The sequence below is a fragment of the Dendronalium sp. ChiSLP03b genome, assembly GCF_034531165.2.
GTDB classification, from domain to species: domain Bacteria; phylum Cyanobacteriota; class Cyanobacteriia; order Cyanobacteriales; family Nostocaceae; genus Dendronalium; species Dendronalium minutum.
On record NZ_JAVRBR020000120.1, the window covers coordinates 55,293 to 76,337 of the forward strand.

Annotated in this window: 14 protein-coding genes and 1 pseudogene; 6 read left to right on the forward strand and 9 right to left on the reverse strand. The window is 40.6% G+C overall.

The annotated features are described in order from the left end of the window. Positions 1-154: 154 nt before the first annotated feature. The 3 genes from RMY31_RS27205 to RMY31_RS27215 all read right to left on the reverse strand — a co-directional run bounded on the left by RMY31_RS27205 (position 155) and on the right by RMY31_RS27215 (position 4,651). Entirely contained in the window at positions 155-1,384 is a 1,230-nt protein-coding gene (locus tag RMY31_RS27205) for a calcium-binding protein (RefSeq protein ID WP_322661005.1), read from the reverse strand. A 339-nt stretch (positions 1,385-1,723) separates the two neighbouring features. Continuing rightward, the gene (locus RMY31_RS27210) at positions 1,724-2,935 is read right to left on the reverse strand and encodes a calcium-binding protein (RefSeq protein ID WP_322661007.1); all 1,212 of its coding nucleotides are present in this window, start codon (positions 2,933-2,935) and stop codon (positions 1,724-1,726) included. Positions 2,936-3,259: 324 nt separating this feature from the next. After that, positions 3,260-4,651, reverse strand: coding sequence for an ATP-binding protein (locus RMY31_RS27215; RefSeq protein ID WP_322661009.1), 1,392 nt, complete (start codon positions 4,649-4,651; stop codon positions 3,260-3,262). Positions 4,652-4,791: 140 nt separating this feature from the next. Here RMY31_RS27215 and RMY31_RS27220 point away from each other — a divergent pair, with 140 nt between their 5' ends. The 3 genes from RMY31_RS27220 (at position 4,792) to RMY31_RS27230 (ending at position 6,364) form a co-directional block, all read left to right on the forward strand. After that, positions 4,792-5,484: a response regulator transcription factor gene (locus RMY31_RS27220; RefSeq protein WP_322661011.1), complete on the forward strand. Its 693-nt coding sequence runs from the start codon at positions 4,792-4,794 to the stop codon at positions 5,482-5,484. A 321-nt stretch (positions 5,485-5,805) separates the two neighbouring features. Then, the gene (locus tag RMY31_RS27225) at positions 5,806-6,135 is read left to right on the forward strand and encodes a hypothetical protein (protein ID WP_322661013.1); all 330 of its coding nucleotides are present in this window, start codon (positions 5,806-5,808) and stop codon (positions 6,133-6,135) included. Beyond that, entirely contained in the window at positions 6,128-6,364 is a 237-nt protein-coding gene (locus RMY31_RS27230) for a DUF1830 domain-containing protein (protein ID WP_322661015.1), read from the forward strand. The genes RMY31_RS27225 and RMY31_RS27230 overlap by 8 nt, the downstream gene beginning before the upstream one ends. Positions 6,365-6,516: 152 nt before the next feature. Here the strand turns inward: RMY31_RS27230 and RMY31_RS27235 are convergent, their stop codons facing one another. The 3 genes from RMY31_RS27235 to RMY31_RS27245 all read right to left on the reverse strand — a co-directional run bounded on the left by RMY31_RS27235 (position 6,517) and on the right by RMY31_RS27245 (position 12,426). Continuing rightward, positions 6,517-9,672, reverse strand: coding sequence for a CHAT domain-containing protein (locus RMY31_RS27235; RefSeq protein WP_322661017.1), 3,156 nt, complete (start codon positions 9,670-9,672; stop codon positions 6,517-6,519). A gap of 210 nt (positions 9,673-9,882) precedes the next feature. Beyond that, entirely contained in the window at positions 9,883-10,932 is a 1,050-nt protein-coding gene (rtcA, locus tag RMY31_RS27240; RefSeq protein WP_322661019.1) for an RNA 3'-terminal phosphate cyclase, read from the reverse strand. 144 nt (positions 10,933-11,076) lie between these two features. After that, entirely contained in the window at positions 11,077-12,426 is a 1,350-nt protein-coding gene (locus tag RMY31_RS27245; protein WP_322661021.1) for an FAD-binding oxidoreductase, read from the reverse strand. A 668-nt stretch (positions 12,427-13,094) separates the two neighbouring features. Between RMY31_RS27245 and RMY31_RS27250 the strand changes: the two genes are divergently transcribed. Beyond that, entirely contained in the window at positions 13,095-15,188 is a 2,094-nt protein-coding gene (locus RMY31_RS27250; RefSeq protein ID WP_322661035.1) for a prolyl oligopeptidase family protein, read from the forward strand. A 52-nt stretch (positions 15,189-15,240) separates the two neighbouring features. Here the strand turns inward: RMY31_RS27250 and RMY31_RS27255 are convergent, their stop codons facing one another. Further along, positions 15,241-15,726: a hypothetical protein gene (locus RMY31_RS27255; protein ID WP_322661023.1), complete on the reverse strand. Its 486-nt coding sequence runs from the start codon at positions 15,724-15,726 to the stop codon at positions 15,241-15,243. 503 nt (positions 15,727-16,229) lie between these two features. On the opposite strand from RMY31_RS27255, the gene RMY31_RS27260 reads away from it, so the two are divergent. Then, positions 16,230-19,004 carry a pitrilysin family protein gene (locus RMY31_RS27260; protein WP_322661025.1) on the forward strand — a complete coding sequence of 925 codons (2,775 nt, stop codon included), beginning with the start codon at positions 16,230-16,232 and terminating at the stop codon, positions 19,002-19,004. Between the two features lie 128 nt (positions 19,005-19,132). After that, on the forward strand, positions 19,133-19,906 hold the full coding sequence (locus RMY31_RS27265) for a hypothetical protein (protein ID WP_322661026.1): 774 nt from the start codon (positions 19,133-19,135) through the stop codon (positions 19,904-19,906). Between the two features lie 176 nt (positions 19,907-20,082). Here the strand turns inward: RMY31_RS27265 and RMY31_RS27270 are convergent, their stop codons facing one another. Together RMY31_RS27270 and RMY31_RS27275 are read right to left on the reverse strand one after the other, a co-directional pair. Then, complete coding sequence (locus tag RMY31_RS27270; protein WP_322661029.1) at positions 20,083-20,391, reverse strand: hypothetical protein; 309 nt, start codon at positions 20,389-20,391, stop codon at positions 20,083-20,085. 30 nt (positions 20,392-20,421) lie between these two features. Beyond that, positions 20,422-20,870, reverse strand: a pseudogene (locus tag RMY31_RS27275) (sensor histidine kinase). Positions 20,871-21,045: the final 175 nt, after the last annotated feature.

Consider the following 21,045-nt stretch of genomic DNA (forward strand, 5'->3'; position numbering starts at 1 on the left):
CCATGACTGCTGCTACCTTACTGCATCTTTGCGTCAGCCCTAATGATAGTCTTCAACTGGAGATAATATTAACATGAGTTCGATGAATAAAAGAGCCTGAAAAGTGTAATTGACAAATATTTCAAGAATCAGAAATGTAGAAAATTACTAGGAGTTATTGAGAATTAAAGTCAACGTAACGGAAATAGTTACCTTCAAGACTTAGACCTGAAACTCCTTGTAAAATTGCAATTAGTACGTCTGTGTCTTGGTCAATATATATCCCTGTGCCTTGTGGTAAACCAACAGGAGAAGAACCTAAAATATATTTCACTGGTGTTCCTGGAGGCTGACCAAAATCCAAATATGATTTGGTCAGTTGGATAACATCTTGGTTGGGGTTGAAGTCAGTAATAAGTGCGTATTCTTCCAAAGGATCGGGAAACCACAGACCATACAAAAATCCAGATTCATCTCCAAGAATAAATTGGTCTGCTCCTGCACCGCCTGTGAAGGTATCAACTACATTCCCTTCGTCAAAACTGGACTGAACATCACCAATTAATACATCATTTCCGCTACCACCATTTAAGACATCACTTCCGGGGCCTGCGTTTAAGATGTCGTCACCAGCGCCACCAATTAAGGTGTCATCACTAGGAAATCTATAATCTTCGCCACCAACCAATGTATCGTTGCCTTGACCGCCGTCTAGAAAATCGTCACCACCACTGCCCATGAGGTAGTCATTACCGGAGCCACCATATAAGGTAGAGTTGTCAGCAACAACAACGCCAAAATTATCATCATAACCAGCATATAGGCGATCGTTGCCAGTACCACCAAACAGATAATTTTTTCCTACACCGCCCTCTAAAAAATCATCTCCGGAACCGCCATCTAGTGTGTCATCTCCACCAAAGTTATAGATTACTCCCGGGCCGCTTACGAAGTCATAAAAAATGGAGTCGCCGTGTAAGAAATCGTTCCCCGATCCACCTACTAATAAATCGTTACCATAGCCATTGTTGTAGTATTTCTCTGCAAGCTCAAGATTTTCGGAACCTTCGTTGCCGCTATAACCACCCCATAAAACATCGTTCCCTGCACCACCAAATAGGGTATCCCCGCCACCACCGCCTACCAGAAAATCATCACCAAAACCACCTAATAGAGTATCCCGTGCATTACGGTTAACTTCCAAAATCTCATCACTAGGAGGCTCATTAGAGGGATAATTAATAAAGCGATCGCCAATTAATCTATCATTTCCCGCACCACCATCAAGCCAATCGCGACCGTCATTGCCAATCAGGATGTCGTTTCCAGCTAAACCGCTGAGTATGTCATTGTATATAGTTCCAGTCAAAGTATCGTTAAACAAAGTACCAGTTTTAACTGCCATGACCGTTAACTTCCTTAAAAGTTATTTTTTGTATTAAAAGTTACGTTTATATCAAGCATTTTTATTTGTCAAAAATGCAACTATCTAAAGAATGGTTTAGAAATGCTTGGTTGTATTGTGCTCACTGTAAACTTTTGCACATAATAATCGTTTCCAAAAGAATTCTTTAATAATTCGTGCAGTTCTTTCTCGCTGCTGTACAAGAAAATGCAACTTATAGCAATTATTGTTTGAATGAGGAATCGCTATAAATTGCAGAAACTGCATAAAAAACACTTTTGGAAACGGTGAGCTAGCTGAAAAATTTCGCTCAATCAATTGCATCTGAGGGATAAAAGTCTAAACGAAACGGAAGTAGCTTTCGTCAAGACTTAGGCGAGAAACTCCTTGTACGATTGCAATTAACAATTCTGGGTTTTGTTCCAAATATATGCCTGTCCCTTGTGGTAAACCAACAGGAACTGAACCTAAGCTGTATTCAGCTAATTGCTCATTACCATTTTCATTCACATAGGAATTAGCAAGCTGGATCGTGTCCTGGCTGCGGTTGAAGTCAGTAATGATTGCATATTCCTGGTAATTTTGCACGAAAGGGAAAGTCGGATAATAGAGATTGCCACGTTCATCTCCCAGAATAAATTGGTCTGACCCTATACCGCCTGTCAACGTATCAACTGGAATATCGTAAAAACTGTATACAACATCGCCAATGAGTACATCATCACCAGCACCACCATTGAGGACATCACTTCCAGGGCCTGCTATTAATAAGTCGTTACCAGAGCCACCAATTAAAGTATCGTTATCATTATCAACATAACCATTATCATTACCAATCAACGTGTCGTTGCCTGTACCACCGTCTAGAAAGTCGTCACTTAAACTGCCCACCAAGGAGTCATTACCAGGGCCACCATAAAGGGTATCATCACCACGGGCAATTACACGCGAACTGGAATAATATTCGGCACCACCATATATACTGTCGTTACCAGTGCCACCATAGAGATAATCGTTCCCTACTCCACCCTCCAAAAAATCATCTCCTGAACCTCCATCTAGGGTGTCATCTCCACCAAGATTATCGCCTCCGTTTAAGGGATCTAACAAAATGGAATCGCCGTGTAGGCTATCGTTTCCTGACCCACCTACTAACAGATCGTTACCGTAGCCGTTGTCATCGTATTCCTGACCATAAGGGCTGTAAAAATCTCCTGTGTCACCAATGTAACCACCCCATAAAACATCATCGCCTGCACCGCCTATTAAGGTATCCTTGCCAAAGTCGCCTTCTAGAAAATCATTACCAAAGCCACCGAGTAGAGTATCTTGTCCCTGACGGTGGAGTGTCAGAATATCATAATCATCATCAAAACCTATATCACCCGGGGAAAACTCGCCACGTAATGTGTCATTTCCTGTACCACCATCAAGCCAGTCGCGTCTCTGTCCGCCATAGAGGATGTCGTTTCCAGCTAAACCGCTGAGTGTGTCATTATATATAGTTCCACTCAAAGTATCATTAAACAAAGTACCAGTTTTTACTGCCATCACCGTTGATTTCCTTAAAAAGGATTTTCTGTATTAAAAGTTACACTTTAAATTAAGCATTTCTGTTTGTCAAAAATGCAACTATCTAAAGGATGATTTAGAAATGCTTTGTTGTATTACGCTCACAGCAAACTTTTGCACAGAATAATCGTTTCTAAAAGAATTCTTTGATCGTTCATGTGGTTCTTTATCGCTGCTGTACCAAGCCATGCATAATTAAATTGCAGAAATTGTATAAAAAACGCTTTTGGAAACGATGAGCTAGAACCCTTTTATATTAGAGTCAGCCATAACGAATGCTTTTTGTTGGCAGTTTGCGTAATATTAAACCGTGGCTCCATTTGTGTGAGGAATCTTGACAGTAAATGTTGTTCCCACTCCTATTTCACTTTTGACAGTAATTTCTCCTTGGTGTCGTTCTACACATTTCTTAACCACTGCTAATCCCAGTCCTGTACCAACTATGTTCTCAACATTTTGACATCGATAGAAAGGCTCATAAATTTTTTGCTGTTCTACTAATGGAATGCCTATTCCTTCATCTATCACCTGGAAAACTATAGCTTTTGGTTCAGAGTTTAAAATCAAGTATATTTTTTTGCCAGATGATGAATATTTAATTGCATTTAATAGTAAATTACTCAGGATGGAATACAGCAGCTTTTCGTCTAAGTTTGCACGAAAATACTCACTATTGTTCTTAAATTCTATTAAATGGGGTGTTGTGTCGAAAAGCCGTAAATCTTCGACTAAATTTAAACAGAAACTTTCTACGTTGAGCAATTGAGGTTTGTAATCTAGCTTACCAGCTTCCGCTCTAGTTAAAGTCAAGATATCAGTTAATAAATGATTCATTAATTTCGCTGAAGATTGAATGCGGGAGAGATTTTTTAAGTGCTTATCATCCACTAATTCTTCAAGAATTTCCTTTAATAATTGAGAGGAAAGTAAAATTACACTCAATGGTGTACGGAATTCATGAGAAATCATAGAAAACAGTTGTATCTTAAGTTCTCCTAATTTTATTTCTTGAGCCAGAGAAGATTCTAAAGATTCAATTTGCTCGCGTTTTATCCATTGACGCTCAAGTATGACACACAAACTAAAAATCACTAGAATAATTAAAAATGTTCCCAGTATTTCTATCAATATTCTCAAGTTAATACTATACTCAGATTGCTTGAGAGAACTTCGTAGATAACTTTGTTCTTCTGCTGTAATAGCTGCTATTATGGGTAGAATTTTTTCTCGGAGCTTAACGCTGCGATCGGTAATATTGGTTTGCGCTTGTAATGCTGTCTTATCTTTTTGATAAAATTCTATGGACTGCTCTAAAAGAGCTAACCTTTGACTGACTAATGCATTCAACTGTATAAATCGCTGTTGCTGACTCAACCTAGGATGTATCTGCTCTTTCAACAGTTTGAGTTCAGATTGCATATTAGCCACTTCATTTTGATAACGCCTTAAATCTTGTCTATTTCCCAAAAATATATACCCTCGCCGCGCCGATTCTGCACCTGTCATTGCCGCATTAAAATTGGTCAAAGTATTGAGAGTTTGATAAGTATGTTGTACTTTATTAGCGCTTTGTTTAATTTCGGTTGTGTTGTTAAATGAAGCGAACGTGACTAGTCCGATCAGTAACAGGGTTAAACCAAACCCTCCCGCAATCCATTTACCTTGAAAAGACCATTTGATCAATTGCCGAGTCATAAAGTTGGTTGAATAAAAGCTTGTTTGATGCTTGCTTATTCTATAAAAAGTAAAGGAATAACCACTACAGTAGACCAGCTTGCGCGATCGCGTTAAGCTAATGTCTACCTGCTCGCCTCTTGGTAAACAACGGATAAATTATGAGAATTCTTGTAGTTGAAGATGATACTCAACTAGCGGAGGTGCTGACAGAAGCTTTAAGCAGACGACAGTATGTAGTCGATGTCGCCAAAGATGGAGAAGCGGCTTGGAACTCCGCAGAGTCAATGAAGTATGACTTAGTAGTGCTAGATGTGACGCTACCGAAACTAGATGGTATAAAGTTTTGTCAACGCTTACGTACTAGTAGTGCCAACAATCCAGCGCATCGCAACTCTGGCGCACCAGTGCTAATGTTAACAGCACGCGATACTGTAGCTGATAAAATTGCTGGGTTAGATGCAGGAGCAGATGATTATGTCGCCAAGCCATTCGATCTAGAAGAGTTAATGGCTCGTATACGTGCTTTACTCAGACGCGGTAGTTCTGCAAGCACAGTCAGTCTGTCTTGGGGAAAACTATATTTGAATCCTAGTACTTTTGAGGCTACTTATGATGGTTTCCCTTTGTCATTAACTCCTAAAGAATATGCAATTTTGGAATTGCTGGTTGCCAATGGGAGACGGGTGTTGAGCCGTTCTAGCATTATTGAGCAGGTTTGGTCAGTAGACGACTCTCCGGTAGAGGAAACCGTTCGCTCTCACATTAGATGTCTTCGACAAAAACTGAGAATTTTAGGCGCACCAGAAAATTTTATTGAGACGGTTCATGGAGTAGGCTATCGTCTCCAATAGAAGTATGAGAGAAAAATTTATTGCTGCTACATCTACACAGATTCTACACAAAATCTGCACAGCGATCGCATATATGGGTTATATAATCTTCTTCTGACATGAGCAGGTAGAAAATATCTATAAAATATTAAGTAGGGTGTGTGATGCCACGATACTTTTGTTAAAAGGCAATTGATGATTTCCAGGCATTACACACGGTAGAAAATCTGTAGATGGTGCGTTACCTTTTCACACTTCGCATCCTACAGAATTAAACATTTATTTTATAACTACCTTCTAAGGCTCAAGATTTCAATCACTGAACCAGGAGGAAAATTGTGCATGACATGGAAAGATTCATATTATGGTTGGTTGATTGAATTAATACCATCTTCGGAAGGTTATGTATTTAAATGTTGGATGCCAGATGAACAAATAGGAATTAGTAATTATCATGTTTATCCCAGGGTATATCAGGCTATTAGGGCAGCTAGGAAAAGAGCAAAACTAGAATCTGCAAGTTTGGCACTTATGGGTTTTTTAAATGAATCCTATAACAACTGCCGTCTTAGTTCCCAAGAACATATAGCTTTGATGATTTCAATTTCTGACTATACTGCTTCAGTCGGTAAACCTAAAATTAGACGCTCCTTAGACTTAGCAGATGAATAACCAAATTCTTTGTTTTTACAAAAACACAACTAATCAACTTCAAATTGCTCGCATATCTGCGATTTTTACTGCTAATGAGTGTTTTGAGCAAATAGTGTTTCCAGGGGAACAACTTTTTTTTAAAGCTCGTCCTGACGCTGAACTCAAAATAGATACTGACACTAAAACAGGTGTAATTCAAACAAACAAAATTCTTTGTCTCTACCTGAAAGTGTTAGGTGAAGATTAGACGAGTCAATATGTAAACACTTATATAATCTATCTGACGTTATACCTATTTCAGCCAATGAATATGAAACTTTCTGGAAACATTAAAACCAACGATCGCGGCAGCGGTAGATTTGAAAAAATATAGATATCTTCAAATCTATCACTAGCTTTTTACAGTCCGTTACCAATCAAAATGAAGGATGCCCAATAGTAGGGATGGCTAAATTCACTATTTTTATTGTTGCTTTGCCCTGCTGTTGCTCCTCCTTTATCCAGTCCTGAAGAATCACCTGTCATTAAAGCAATTTGTGCTTTTTGCAAAGCTTCGGCTTTTGTGATATTTCCTGCTTTTAAGGCTGTATAAAATGCATTCATTAAAGCTTGTGTGCCGCCATCAGAAACAGCCCACAAGGATGCCATAGATGCCTTTGCTCCTGTTAGTTGTATCTGGTATCCCAAACCAAGAATTTCTTGTCCGTTACCTAATTTGTTTCCTAAACCAGTTTGACAAGCACTCAGCACCACTAAATCAACATTCGGTAAAGACCAATTTTCTATATCTCGTAGAGTTACACGTTCTCCGTTGCCAAACATAATAAATGAATCTTCTGGATTTCCACTCACAAGCATTCCATGAGTCGCCAAATGCACAATTTTATAATCATTCATTTGGGGAATTGTTACTTGGGGACTGAAATCTTTATCTAAAATTACCTTAGTTCCAGAACTCATTTTTGCTAAGTTTTCAACTTCAACTTTAGCGAATTCCAGACCGCTAAACATTCTTTGACGTTCGCCTACTTTGACTGTGTAATCACCTGTTGTAAAAGCCGCAGCTAAAGCTTGTAGAGATTTTTGGGGTTTGTTATCTAATTTTGTCAGACTAGCGGCAGTAATATTATTAACAATGAAACGTTGCGTTAACCAATTTTTACCATCGTACAATGCTGCTAAAGGAATATATCTAAGTTTGCCATCGGGAGCATAAATAATTGCTTTAGCTTCCGCTTGTTTGAGGTCATTTTCTATTGGTTTAATTAACCAATTATATAATTTAAGTGCTTGAGGTTTAGGGTCTACTAGCAGCTTACCATCTCTTAGCACGTGCTGAAATTCGACAATTGCACTATTTAATTCTTCTTTTTTTATTGGTACTGTGCGATGAATAGGTGGTGCATCCGCAGTTACTATGACTAACTCTAATCTATCATCTAAAACCAAGGGATAAAGTAGGACTGCTTTTTGATGCAACTGTCGCAAATTATCTCGAATAGAGTTTAATTGTCGTAAACTGAGATTTTCTTGTCCTGATGTGGCGGATAGTTGCTGCACAAGCGCGACAACAGAAGGACTTTTGATAAATTTGTTAAATTCAGTGGTAATGTTCTGTTCGAGTTTTACTAGTTCAGCGATACGCTTTTCTTGAGTAGATGTGCGTGTCTTTGGAGGAATTTGTCGCAAGTTTGTAAGTTCTTTACCAAGAGCGATCGCTTTGTCTTGAATAGCGCTATATTGTTGAGAAATCTGTTGTTCTTGGGGTTGTAGAGGTAATGTTTGTGGTGGCTGTGAATCTGGATTAACTGAATTTCCACCTCTACTATTATTAGTATTATTAACTGGTGAATTAACTATGGCTTTGGCAGGTTTTTCTTGTCTATTGCCAATAAAATCATGAACTTCTTGAATTTTTAGCAAATCTAAAACTTGTTGTGCTTCGGCTGGACGATTTTGTTTGAGTAATAAGTCAGCAAGTCGGCGATATCTTTCCGCAACAGTTTCAGTATAAGATTGTTGGATATCAGTTGGTACAGCGCGCAAACTTTGACGAATCGTTTCAGTCAGGTTTACAGATTGTTTGTAAAAAGCAATCGCCAGTTGTGGCTGATTTTGTGCAGCTAGTACATCTCCCTGAAATTTTAAGGTTGCAGCTTCACTAACTTTGTCGCTAACTTCTCGATGCATTGCGATAGCTTGCTGATAGAATCCTAAAGCTTTTTCATACTGTTTTTGTTTTTGATAGATTTGTCCTAGATTACTAATTGTTACACCTTCGCCAGTGCGATCGCCTACTTCTCTATAAGTAGCTAAAGCTTGCTGATTTAATTCTATTGCCTGGGCATATTTACCTTGATTTAGATAAACACGTCCAATATGATTGAGAGTTACAGCAACGCCTTGTTTATAGTTGTTTTCTTTGTAAATATTTAAAGCTTGTTGATATAAATTTAGTGCTTGGTCATTTTTCCCCTGACTCAAATAAATTTGTCCAATGTTATTTAAGTTAAGCGCTTCGCCTTGGAACATAAAAGAGTCTTTACCAAAAGCATCGCCGACATTGGCGCGGCTGGTAACTTGTTGCAAAGCTTGGGAGTTTTCACCTAAAGCGTTGTAAAGTAACTTTATTTCTTGTTTATTTGTTTCTTTATACTCGCCACTGCGAAATTTTTTATAAATGTTTGAAGATTTTTCAGCAAATTCTAAGGATTTTTGATATTGACCTAAGCTAAAATAAGCGCCAGCAAGGTTGTTAAGAATTGCTGCTTCAGTCCCATAAAAACAAGTTAATTTCTCTTGATAGCAGTAGTTTTGGACAGCGATCAAAGCTTGTTGATAGGAATCCAAAGCTTGAACGTAAATTCCTAAATTGACGAAAACTACTCCTATATTATTCAGAGTCTCTGCACTGCCAATTTTATCGGTATTTACTTTCTGGATTGCCAAAGTTTGTTGATAAAAATCCAGTGCTTTTTGATACTGTCCAATGCGAAAGTGAGTTGCGCCAATATCAGCAAGCAGATATTTTTCACTAGTAGCATAGTTAGAATCTTTAGGATTGGCTGCTTTCAGTTCTCTTAAAAGAGTTAAAGCTGGTTGATAAAACTCTAGCGCTTTGGGATATTTAATTAGATTGACATAAACTTCACCTATGTAGGAGAGGGCTATCCATTCATTTTCTTTGTCACGGGTTTTTCTGCGAATATCTAAAGCTGGCTGAAAAAACTCTAGCGCTTTAGCATACTCTCCTTTACGCAGATACACATATCCAATATTCACAAGGCTATTGGCTTCCCCGGCTTGAGCATTGTATTTTTTGAAAATCGCTAATGCTTGCTGAAACAGCTCTAATCCTGCTTGTAGTTCATCTGGCCCTACCAAATCTTTATACACTAGAGATTCGCCTTGATTATTCAGGTTAATAGCCTCGGTGATGCGTTCTTGCGCTGTTGGCGTTGGTGCTTGGGCGAGAACCTTTTGTGAAAGATGCAAACATAAGGATGGAGAACCTAAAGTCAGCAGAATAGTTGCAGCGATCGCACGAAGTTGCATAAGCCAAATTTTTGTATTCTGATAGTTATGCTATATTTTTCCCCTAAAATAACTAAAGTCGTAATTAATACATCAGTTTTAATATTTAGCAAAGCCGTTCTCGTACTGCAAAGCAGAACCGCGGGGTAGAGTAGCCGCAGAAGCGTCTCATACAAATTCTGTATGAAGATACGCCCTATGAACCCCCCTGTAGTCCCCAGTCCCCAGTCTCTAGTGCCCAATCACAGGTATCACTGTCACTGTTTTCTCAGACTCATCTACCCTTATCCTTGCTAGCCCAAACTGTTCAATTACTGCTGCATTTGTCGTCAAGTGCGTACTCACCTCAGCTACTCGATATTGACTCTGCTGTGATGCTAAAGCAGCTGGCAATAACAACTGATCTGCTAAATGTTCGTCCACTGGTGCGCCAGTTTGATGAAACTTCAATAGCTGTTCGCAGGCAATTTCTGCCACTTTTTCCGATGTCATCCGCAAACGCCCGAACCCACCAAACCCAGTAAGACTATTTTTATACTCAGCAGTCAAAAAAATACCCGCTCCTGGTGCTACACCCTTTTCTCGCAAAGCTTGTACAGATGCTTTTAATCCTGCTTCCCTTAACAAATTCTCAGCACGATTCGCCATTCTTTGCGGAATATGTGCGGGAAGTTCTGTTGCCACCGCCAGTCCCCGCACCTGCTGCAAATCTCCGCGTTCTAGCAAGTTGATGCCGCTGAGTTTAATTCCACCATTTACCTGCATCTTAACTTCTCCACCTCCTTGGGGATACCATCCCCAAGCACCTAACTTGACTTCTGCCTCTACACCCATTCGCCGTAACATCGACAGATAAACTTGCTCAATGTACGTCATTGTCGGGCTAAAGCTGACATGAGTCCCACCCCGTAGCGTTACCTGAGAATCACCAGTTGCTAGGGCTAAAGGTAAGAGGATCGTCTGTAAAACCAAAGCAATAGCACCAGCGGAACCACCTTGTTGTGCTTCCCTGACATCAAAAGTATATATTCCTGCTTGCACAGCAGTACCGGGAATGAATTCCAGCATCATCGAACCCAAAGCATCACCACGCAGTTGGGCATTACAAATTCTGGCCGCAGCGCGAACTGCTGTTAAATGTTGAGCTGCTAACCCTGGCTTTTTGCGTCCGGCGCGAATTCCGACAATGCGTATGGGTTCGCCAGTGATGGCGGATAGGCTTAGAGAACTGCGGAGAACTTGTCCTCCTCCCTCTCCGTAGGAACCGTCAATGTCAATCATGAGCGATGTTGCATGGTGGGGCCACTTGCTTATGAGGTTTCCCCACAGAACAAAGTGGCGTGATTTTGGGTTTTCTCCACAACTGTTGAAATCAAAGCACAGATTGTAGATATCCGGCAATGGATTTCCTTATATTGCTAATTTTTAACTTTTAATTTTTAATTGGAGAACCTTACTTTTACCAGGATTCATCAATCCATAGGGATCGACCATTTCTTTAAATTTTAATTGCTCGGGGTCAATTACTTTTCTACCGCCGTCTTCAATAATGTATGTGTGAGGATTAGCAATCTGCACGCCCTGCTTTTCGTGGTAACGAATAATTTCGTTGAGGCGTTCTTCTGTGGTGTAGCGCACAAGTTGTAAACCACCGACAGTCACCTTACCGTTTGCCCGAAAGAATTCCAAATGCATCATCACCTCATCGCCGAAGTAATGATACATATGCTCTACCAGTTGCAGATTGGTATCGGCGGGGAACATACTTTGCAAGTATGTAATGGAAGTATCTACAGTCCGGGCGTGTAGAGTAGTGTGGTTCCAAGCAAATTCTGCTAAATGTGTGCCTTTGCCAGCTTCTTGTGCTGGTTTTTCATAGGTAATCTGGCCGCCATACTGCTGCACTAACCCAGACAATGATTCTAAGCTGGGTTCGGCAACCATTAAGAATGCTGAGTGAACGCCTTCAGGAATGTATTGCTGTAAAGCGTGAAAGTATTGGGGTATTGGGGATGCAAAGATGGTAATTAACTTCTTAATCATGCCATCAGCATTACCAAGGGCCTGACCAAATTTTGCAGCTGTCATAAAATCTTCAAAAGTGACAATGACTTCTGCCCAAGGATAAGCAGGCCCCAAAGGAATTTCTAATTGGGTGATGATGCCATTAATTCCCCAGGCATGATTTACCTTTTGCACATCGTCACCGCGTAATTCGATGACACGGGGTTCATCCTCTAAAGTTACAACGCGCAGTGCCAAAAGATTGCCGCGATCGCCTAACAATCCATATTGTATTGAGCCAATGCCCCCACTTCCACCAGCAATAAATCCGCCGATTGTGGCTGTGCGGTATGTCGAGGGTGTCATTCGCATTTCCCAGCCAATTTCCCTGGCTTGTTTATCCAAAGCTGCCAACTTTACCCCAGCTTCTACCCGCGCCACCCCTGGTTTCACCCAAACAATCTTATCCATCCGCGTCATATCAACAATTACACCCCTGTGCAACGGTACGCATTGCCCATAATTGCCGGTGCCTGCACCTCTTACAGTCACTGGTACGCGATATTTTGCACAAATAGCTGCAACTTTTAAAACCTCTTCTTCATTGGCGGGACGCACTACTATATCTCCAACCTTTCCCTCTAGTTTCGGCACTAACACCGGGCTAAAGGTGTGGTAATCCTGAGATAATTTTGCTACTTGAGCGGGGTCTGCGATCGTTTCTATGCCTGCAAAAGCAGTGGTTAAAATATCGAGGTCGATTGTTTTCATAGGTATTTTGTCAAATTTGCAAATTTTTCATCTCATACGAATTTAAAAAATGATTGCTACATAATAGAAAGCTAAAAAGCTGATTTAGTAACTGACATTCCGCAGATAAGTAAGGAATTGCTGATAAGCTGTTGCGCTTTTAACTTGCATATTATTTTGGTTTAGTCAATCATTGAAACCCTCTTACCTTCTGCCTTCTGCCGTCTGCCTTCTGCCTTCTTCAACCATGACACCATCAGTATCAAAAATAAGAGTACAAGATATTGACCGCTGTCGGATAGTAGCAGGTATTATAGACCAAATATGTTTGGTGTCACCGTGAAGCTGTACCAGATGATGTGCGATCGCATCTTTGCTTGAAACTAACTTACCTCTTTACTACTTCAAGTCTTTGCAACTAACACAATATCTTGAATTTCAAAATGATAAGAGCCTCATTCGCTCGGCTTTTAGTAACATTTTTGGCAACAGTTATAATATGTGGGTGCTTGCTGCCTGTTACTGTTGCCACAATTCAGACAAAAATAGTAACCCAAAAAACTCAAGTTTCCTCAGTTGGGTACTTCACAGGAGATGATGACAATGGGAAATTGAGAAAGTGGATGAGTCCTGATTCCATTACTCTAGCTTTTGAGTACTACGCCCACAAAAGAGTTCCATCTCAAACTATGCCCAATTCTGAAAAACACTTAACCTACCCACCCAGCCGGAAGAGCGATCGCGTTGATAACTACCATGGTACTGTAGTTGCAGATCCTTACCGCTGGTTAGAAGACCCCGACTCAGAAGAAACAAAAGCCTGGATTGAAGCAGAAAATAAAATTACTTTTGCTTACCTGAGCGAAATTCCTGTTAGGGAAAAAATCAAACAGCGCCTCACCAAACTTTGGGATTATGAAAAATATGGCATCCCCTTCAAAGAAGGTAAATCTCTGCAAGACGGTGCCACTGAACGCTACTTTTATTTCAAAAATGACGGATTGCAAAATCAAAGCGTCCTCTACACTCTCAAAACTCTTGACGCAGAACCTAAAGTTTTACTCGACCCCAACAAACTCTCAGCAGATGGTACTGTTGCTCTTTCAGGTTTATCCATCAGCGATGACAGTAAACTTTTAGCATACGGTCTGTCCACTTCTGGTTCTGATTGGCAAGAGTGGAAAGTGCGCGATATCGAAACTGGTAAAGATTTACAAGACCACCTGAAATGGATTAAATTCTCTGGCGCATCTTGGACAAATGATAATCATGGCTTTTTTTACAGTCGCTATGATGAGCCAAATGCAAAAACTCAATTAGAAGATATCAACTATTATCAAAAGCTTTTCTATCACAGATTAGGTACTCCCCAATCTGAAGATATACTAATTTATCATCGTCCTGACCAAAAAGAATGGGGTTTTAGTGGCGGAGTTACTGAAGATGGAAGCTATCTAATAATTTCAGTTTGGCTAGGAACTGACTCCAAAAACTTAGTTTTCTACAAAGATTTAACTAATCCTAATTCTGAAGTCGTAGAATTAATTAACCAATTTGAGGCAGATTATAGCTTTATCGATCGCGATGATAGCATTTTCTATTTCCGCACCGATTTAGATGCGCCACGTGGCAGAGTAATTGCTATTGATACTAAAAACTCTACTAAGGAAAACTGGCGAGAAATTATTCCTCAAGCTGCGGCGACTCTAGAAAGTGTCAACATCCTTAATAATCAGTTTGTTGCTGATTATTTGCAAGATGCTCGCTCTCAAATCAAAATTTTTGACCTCAAAGGTACATTCGTGCGTGAGGTAGAACTACCCGGACTCGGTTCAGTAAGTGGCTTTGGTGGTAAGCGTTCTGATACTGAAACCTTTTATAGTTTCACCAGCTTCACAACACCCGGCACTATTTATCGTTACGACATAGTGACTGGAAAAAGTGAACTGTTTCGTCAGCCAAAGGTAGATTTCAATCCTGATGATTACGAGACAACACAAATCTTTTACCGCAGCAAAGATGGCACACAAATGCCAATGTTTATTACTCACAAAAAAGGCATTAAACTAGATGGAAATAATCCCACTTACCTTTATAGTTATGGTGGTTTTAATATCTCGATGACCCCTACTTTTTCTGTGAGCATGTTGGTATGGATGGAGATGGGTGGTGTTTATGCCATGCCCAACATCCGGGGTGGTGGAGAGTACGGCGAAGAATGGCATCAAGCAGGAATGAAGGAGAAAAAGCAGAACGTCTTTGATGACTTTATTGCCGCAGGTGAGTGGTTGATTGCCCATAAATACACAAAACCTGCAAAATTAGCGATCGCTGGTGGTAGTAACGGTGGTTTGCTAGTGGGTGCTTGTATGACTCAGCGTCCCGATTTATTTGGTGCAACCTTGCCAGCAGTCGGTGTCATGGATATGTTGCGGTTCCACAAATTTACCATTGGCTGGGCTTGGACTTCTGAATATGGTTCCCCGGATAACCCAGAAGAGTTTAAAGCGTTGTATGCTTATTCACCACTGCACAACCTCAAACTAAGTAAAGCTTATCCCGCAACCATGATTACCACAGCCGATCATGACGATCGCGTTGTCCCTGCCCATAGTTTCAAATTTGCTGCTGCTTTGCAAGCCGTTCAAGCAGGTGATGCGCCAGTACTGATTAGAATTGAGACTAAAGCAGGGCATGGTGCAGGTAAACCCACAACTAAAATTATTGAGGAAGCCGCAGATAAGTGGGCTTTTTTGGTGCGTACTCTGGATATGAAAGTTTAGCCTCACGCAAAGACGCAAACAAAGGAAACTAATTTACGTCTTTGCAAGAGATTTAAAGGACGATGTCTTCTAAATTCAGAGTAATTGAGGGTGCATCAATGCTGATTAAGTTACCACTACGAAATTTGAATTCACTACCAATTACATGTTTTGTCTCTGGTGGATTGTTCCATTCGTCTTGTTTAACAACCCACACTACCTTTACTAAACGCGACCACATTCCATCTTTTTGTTCAGCAGCAGAAGTTGCTGTTTCTACTACATGAGTGACGCGATGACCATGTTCGCAATGGTTTTGGCATAAGAGAATGCGATCGTCCTGAATAGCTTTCTTTGCATCCTTTTCTTTTCGTACCAGTATCTTATTAATTTCCTCCTCGCTCATTCCTTTCTTCTGGTCTTCGTTTATTGCCCAATGCAAATAGAAGAGATCGCCAATTTTATAATGTTCTTTGTAAGACCAGTCTGTTCTGCGACTAGCAGTATGATTGACTAGCTTGAGATATTTAATATTTAGGTGATTACGATCTGAATGCATGATTTGTAACAGCAAAGATGAAAGCTACATTTTTATATTTCCCTGAAAACCGATCGACATTACAGTCAATACGGTTCAGTTCAGGCTAAAACTCCTTGTCAATGTCAATTTTTTTAACGTAGACGCGTAGCGGCTTGTAGCAGGCTACCGCAGAGGCGCAGAGGATACAGAGAGAAGAAAGAGAACAAACAAATGCTTAACTGAACTGTATTGGTTTTTAAACCACAGACTTTTGACGAAGTGCCCTTCACACCGCATACCAACACGTTTTAATATTGCTGTTTCCAGTTTCGTGGGAACTTGAGGTATAACTTAGGCTTCAATAGTTAACGGTCTATAAAAGGCGATCGCTCGTTCGATGAATCGGTGAGAAAATTTAATTTGTGATGCGTTGGGCGAAGCCCTTGCCGCAGGCATCGCGTCATGCCGCAGATTCAGATGAAATTCAAATTTTGAATCATCCTCTAGAATTTTGTTTTATAATTCTAGGTTTTAAATTGCTTATGAAGCTACGCTCATACATGCTTATAGGGTTTTTCCTCAGCCTCCTCCTTGGTGTCGTACCGTTTTCGGGTAACTTCACCAATGCGGTCACACCAACAGCAACTGCACCCGTATCTGCTCTCTCATTCAGCAAAGGGGTGCAAAAAACAGTGTTGGACAACGGCTTAACAGTTCTTACTAAAGAAGTGCATACTGCACCAGTAGTGAGCGTGCAGGTTTGGTATAAAGTTGGCTCGCGTAACGAGATTAAGGGAGAGAATGGTATTTCTCACCAGCTAGAACATTTAATGTTCAAGGGCACTAATGACCGTCCAGTGCAGTTTGGACGGTTGTTTAGTGCATTGGGTAGTCAATTCAATGCCTTTACTAGCTATGACGAAACAGCTTACTTTGGCACAGTGCAGCGAGACAAACTAGAAGCACTGCTGACCTTGGAAGCAGATCGCATGGAAAACTCCCTAATTGGGACTGAACAACTGACAAGTGAAAAGCGGGTGGTAATCTCCGAGTTACAAGGGTATCAAAATTTTCCCAGCATTCGTTTAGGTGAAGCTGTGATGCGAGCTGCTTTCCCCAACCGAGCCTATGGCTTACCTGTTGGAGGCACAAAGGCAGATGTGGAAAAATTTACGGTGGAGCAGGTGCGGAATTATTACCAAACCTACTACAGTCCAGAAAATGCCACCTTGGTGATTACAGGAGATTTTGCTACGGAACCTGTACTGAAAGTTGTGAAAGAAACTTTTGGGAAGCTATCAAAACGCCCTAAGACTGCTGCTACTAGAAGTACTGCTCCCGTCGCTACTCTTACTCCTGGGGCTAAAAAAGCTCCCATCGTCCTCAAGCAACCAGGAAGTGCAGCACTGCTGCAAGCTGTGTATCCTCTGCCAGACATCAAGCATCCTGATGTCCCAGCAATTGATGTGATGGATGCTATCCTAACGGGGGGACGCAGTTCTAGGTTGTACCAAGCTTTGGTGGAATCTGGACTTGCTAGTTCAGTGAGTGGCGGTGCAGCCGAACTCATCGAACCGGGTTGGTATGACATTAGTGCTACAGCCGCTCCGGGTCAAGAGTTACCAAAAATTGCTCAAGTACTCCAGCAATCTTTGGCAAAACTGCAACAGCAACCTGTCACCCCAGAAGAATTGAACCGCGCAAAGACACAACTGCAAGCCTCTTTTGTACTGGGTAATCAAGACATCACCTCTCAGGCAAGTCAGTTAGGGTATAACCAAACTGTGGCAGGGGATTATCGTTTTATTGAACAATATTTAGCAGCGATCGCTAAAGTCACTCCCGCCCAAGTGCAAAAAGTCGCAAAAACGTACCTCAATCCTGCCAAACAAACTCTCGGCTTCTTTGAGCCAACCCAACCAGATGGTCAACCAGGAACTTCCGGTGCTGGTTCTGGTCGGACTGTGGAAAACTTTAGCCCTGGTAAGCCTGTAGACCCAGCAGAACTGGCTAAATACCTCCCAGCCGCCACATCAGCTACAGATTCTAACAAACAATCCCTACCAGAACAGTTCACCCTAGCAAATGGCTTGCGAGTGCTGCTGCTACCCGACCACAGTGTCCCCACTGTTAACCTCAGCGGACAAATTGATGCTGGGACTCAATTTGATGGCAATCAAAAAGCTGGACTAGCAAATCTGACTGCGACCAACTTAATGAATGGGACGCAAACTAAAAATGCTCTCACTATAGCGAAAACCTTAGAAGACCGAGGAGCAAGTCTAGACTTCAGTGCTAGCCGCGAGGGAGTTAACGTTAACGGTGAGGGGCTATCAACCAACTTGCCAATACTAATTCAAACTCTGGCAGATGTGGCGCAAAATGCGACTTTCCCAGAAGACCAGCTAGAACTGAGTCGTCAGCGGGCGTTAACAAGTCTCAAAGTCCAGTTAGATGACCCCAATGGACTGGGACGGCAGGTATTCCAGCAAGCAATTTACCCCGAAAATCATCCGTTCCACAGCTTTCCCACAGTGGAAAGCTTAAAGAGCATAACTCGCGATGATTTGCTTCGCTTCTATAAAGAACACTATCGACCAGATACCACAACGATCGCTTTAGTTGGTGACTTTGAACCAGCTAAGGTAAAAGAGTTGCTGAATCAGGCGTTTGGCAAATGGCAAGCCACAGGTAAGCCGCTTGTGCTGAAGTTGCCAACTGTGCCACTACCGCAGACTTTGACACGCCTAAATAAAGTGATTCCCGGTAAGACAGAGGCTGTTACCTACATTGGCTACAACGGTATTTCTCGCAAAGACCCGCGTTTCTATGCAGCACTAGTACTGAACCAGATTTTAGGCGGTGATACTTTATCTAGCCGTTTAGGTACTGAGGTGCGCGATCGCCAAGGTCTGACCTACGGTATTTACAGTGCATTTGCAGCAGGGATTAATCCCGGGCCGTTCCTGATTCAGATGCAGACTGCTCCTGGAGATGCCCAAAAAGCGATCGCTAGTACTGTGGCTTTACTCAAACAGTTGCGCCAGCAAGGAGTAACTGAAGCTGAATTCAACACAGCCAAACGCTCAATTACTAACAGCTACCCTGTGGATTTAGCTAATCCCAGTGATGTATCCAGCATCATCTTGAGTAATGCTGTTCTGGGGCTGTCACGAGCAGAAATCCGAGAGTTTCCTCAACGCATTCAGGCAGTGACTATGACTCAGGTGAAGCAGGCAATTGAAGATTTAATTCAGCCGGAGAATGTGGTAATTGTGACCGCTGGCCCAGGAGATACTACGCCCAAAGGTAGTTAAATCGTTTGATGCTCGGCCGCAAAGACGCTAGCATATTCTGTAGCGTCTTTGCTTAAGATTTCTATGTAGCCCGAAGTATTATACGGGCTATATTTTTTGATTATCTAAAATTCGGTAGCGAGCAAGTTATGGAATTATATCTTCTAAACTATTCTGATGACAGATTCAGGCGTAAGGGCGGAATATACAGACAAAATCAGCTAAATTTGAATAAAACTGCTAGAGAACAAGGTATTTCAAATATTGTTTCTTGGGAAGCTAAAGACCTTCTGCAAACAGATTTTTATGCCAAACATAAAGAATACTTAGATAAACCATCTGGTGAAAATGGTCATGCTTTTAAAGTATATATTATTTCAGAACTTCTCAACCAAATTGAATATGGAGATATCTTATTATACTATGATTGTGGAACTTGGGGTATCAGGCAATCTGTGCAACCATTAATAGATTTATGTGTTAGTAATAACGGAACTGTTTTCCATCAAGTTAGGTTTAAGAATTCACATTGGACTAAAAGGGATGCCTTTGTTTATATGGATTGTGATGAACCTAAATATCACGAAGCTAGACAAATCCAAACCACATGGATGTTACTGCAAAAAAATGATTTCACCCTCAATTTCATCGCCGAGTGGTTCCAATATAATTTAGATGAGAGAATTGCTTCACAGGGATTACCAAATACTTGTGGTTTACCAAATTTACATGGATTCCAAAAACATAGAGATGACCAATCTATCGTAACTAATTTAGTCATCAAGCACGGAATAAAAACTTTTGAGTTTGGTGATAAAGATGTCAACATTTTTATTAATTTATTAAAAACTCCTGCGTTTCTGCGGCAACCTAAGTATTTGATGTATAAGCTGAGAAATCGTTTATCAAAACAGTGGCACTAAGGTGTCTATATTACGGAATTATCCAAACTAGTGCCGCTGTGCGGAATTAAAAATTGAAAATATCCTATTTCTAGACTTTTGAAGCATGTGAAATTGTATGCTGATTTCTGCCGCAATAGACTAGATGACAATGTGAAGTATTAGCGAGTGAAGCAATTAGCAAAAGAAAATGTAAATTATTTTTCTAGAAATACCAAATCTTCAGGCTGAGAAGTTAGCTTGATATTCTGACCCTCAACTTTAACCACAAAGTCAAATCCTGTAACATGACCATCTGGAAGAATTATTAAGCGATCGCCCAGAGAATCAAGATAATCGGGAAACTTGTCTAGAGACATGCTGCCATCATTGATAGCAAGATAACCAAGAAGTCGGCGAAATAGTTTGGGTAAAATAACAGTGTTGTCAGTAATGGTTTCCAAATCTTCTAAGACGAAGCCATCATTAGTTTTGTCTAATGCCCACAAACCTTTGTTTTCCTTCAAATTACACTGCTAGTCTATTTGTGTTTTAATCTATAAGACAATTGCAAACTCTGTTCCTTGTTCAACTTCTGAAAGTACTTCTATTTTACCTTGATGTTTGTCGATTATCTGGTAGCAGAGGCTCAGACCTAAACCAGTACCTTTGCCTACTGGCTTAGTTGTGAAAAAAGGTCAAATAACTTATTTCTAATCTCTGGCGGAATTCCTGTTCCATTATCTCTAATCTTTACTTTGATATAATTATTATTTATTATTAATGTATTGATAAAAATGTGTTTGCTTGTTTGAGATTTATTCTCTAGTAAAGCATCTATCGCATTACTCAAAATATTCATAAGTACTTGGTTTATCTGTGCAGGATAACACTCAACTAAAGGTAATTTTTCAAAGTTTTTATTTACTGTAACTTCTGGTTTAATTCTGCGATCTAGAATTAATAGTGTATTATCAATTCCTTCATGAATATCTACTTTTTTCATATCAGCTTCATCTAGTCGAGAAAAGTTTCGCAAAGATACAGCAGTTCCCGGTGTTATGAGGTACAGTAACAGCAATTAGTAAACCAATTTTTTAAATCTTGAGGATTCATTAAGTTGAGTGCAACTGAGATTACTGTATCAACCATTTTTGTTGTAGTTGGAGCAAAACTGCGTA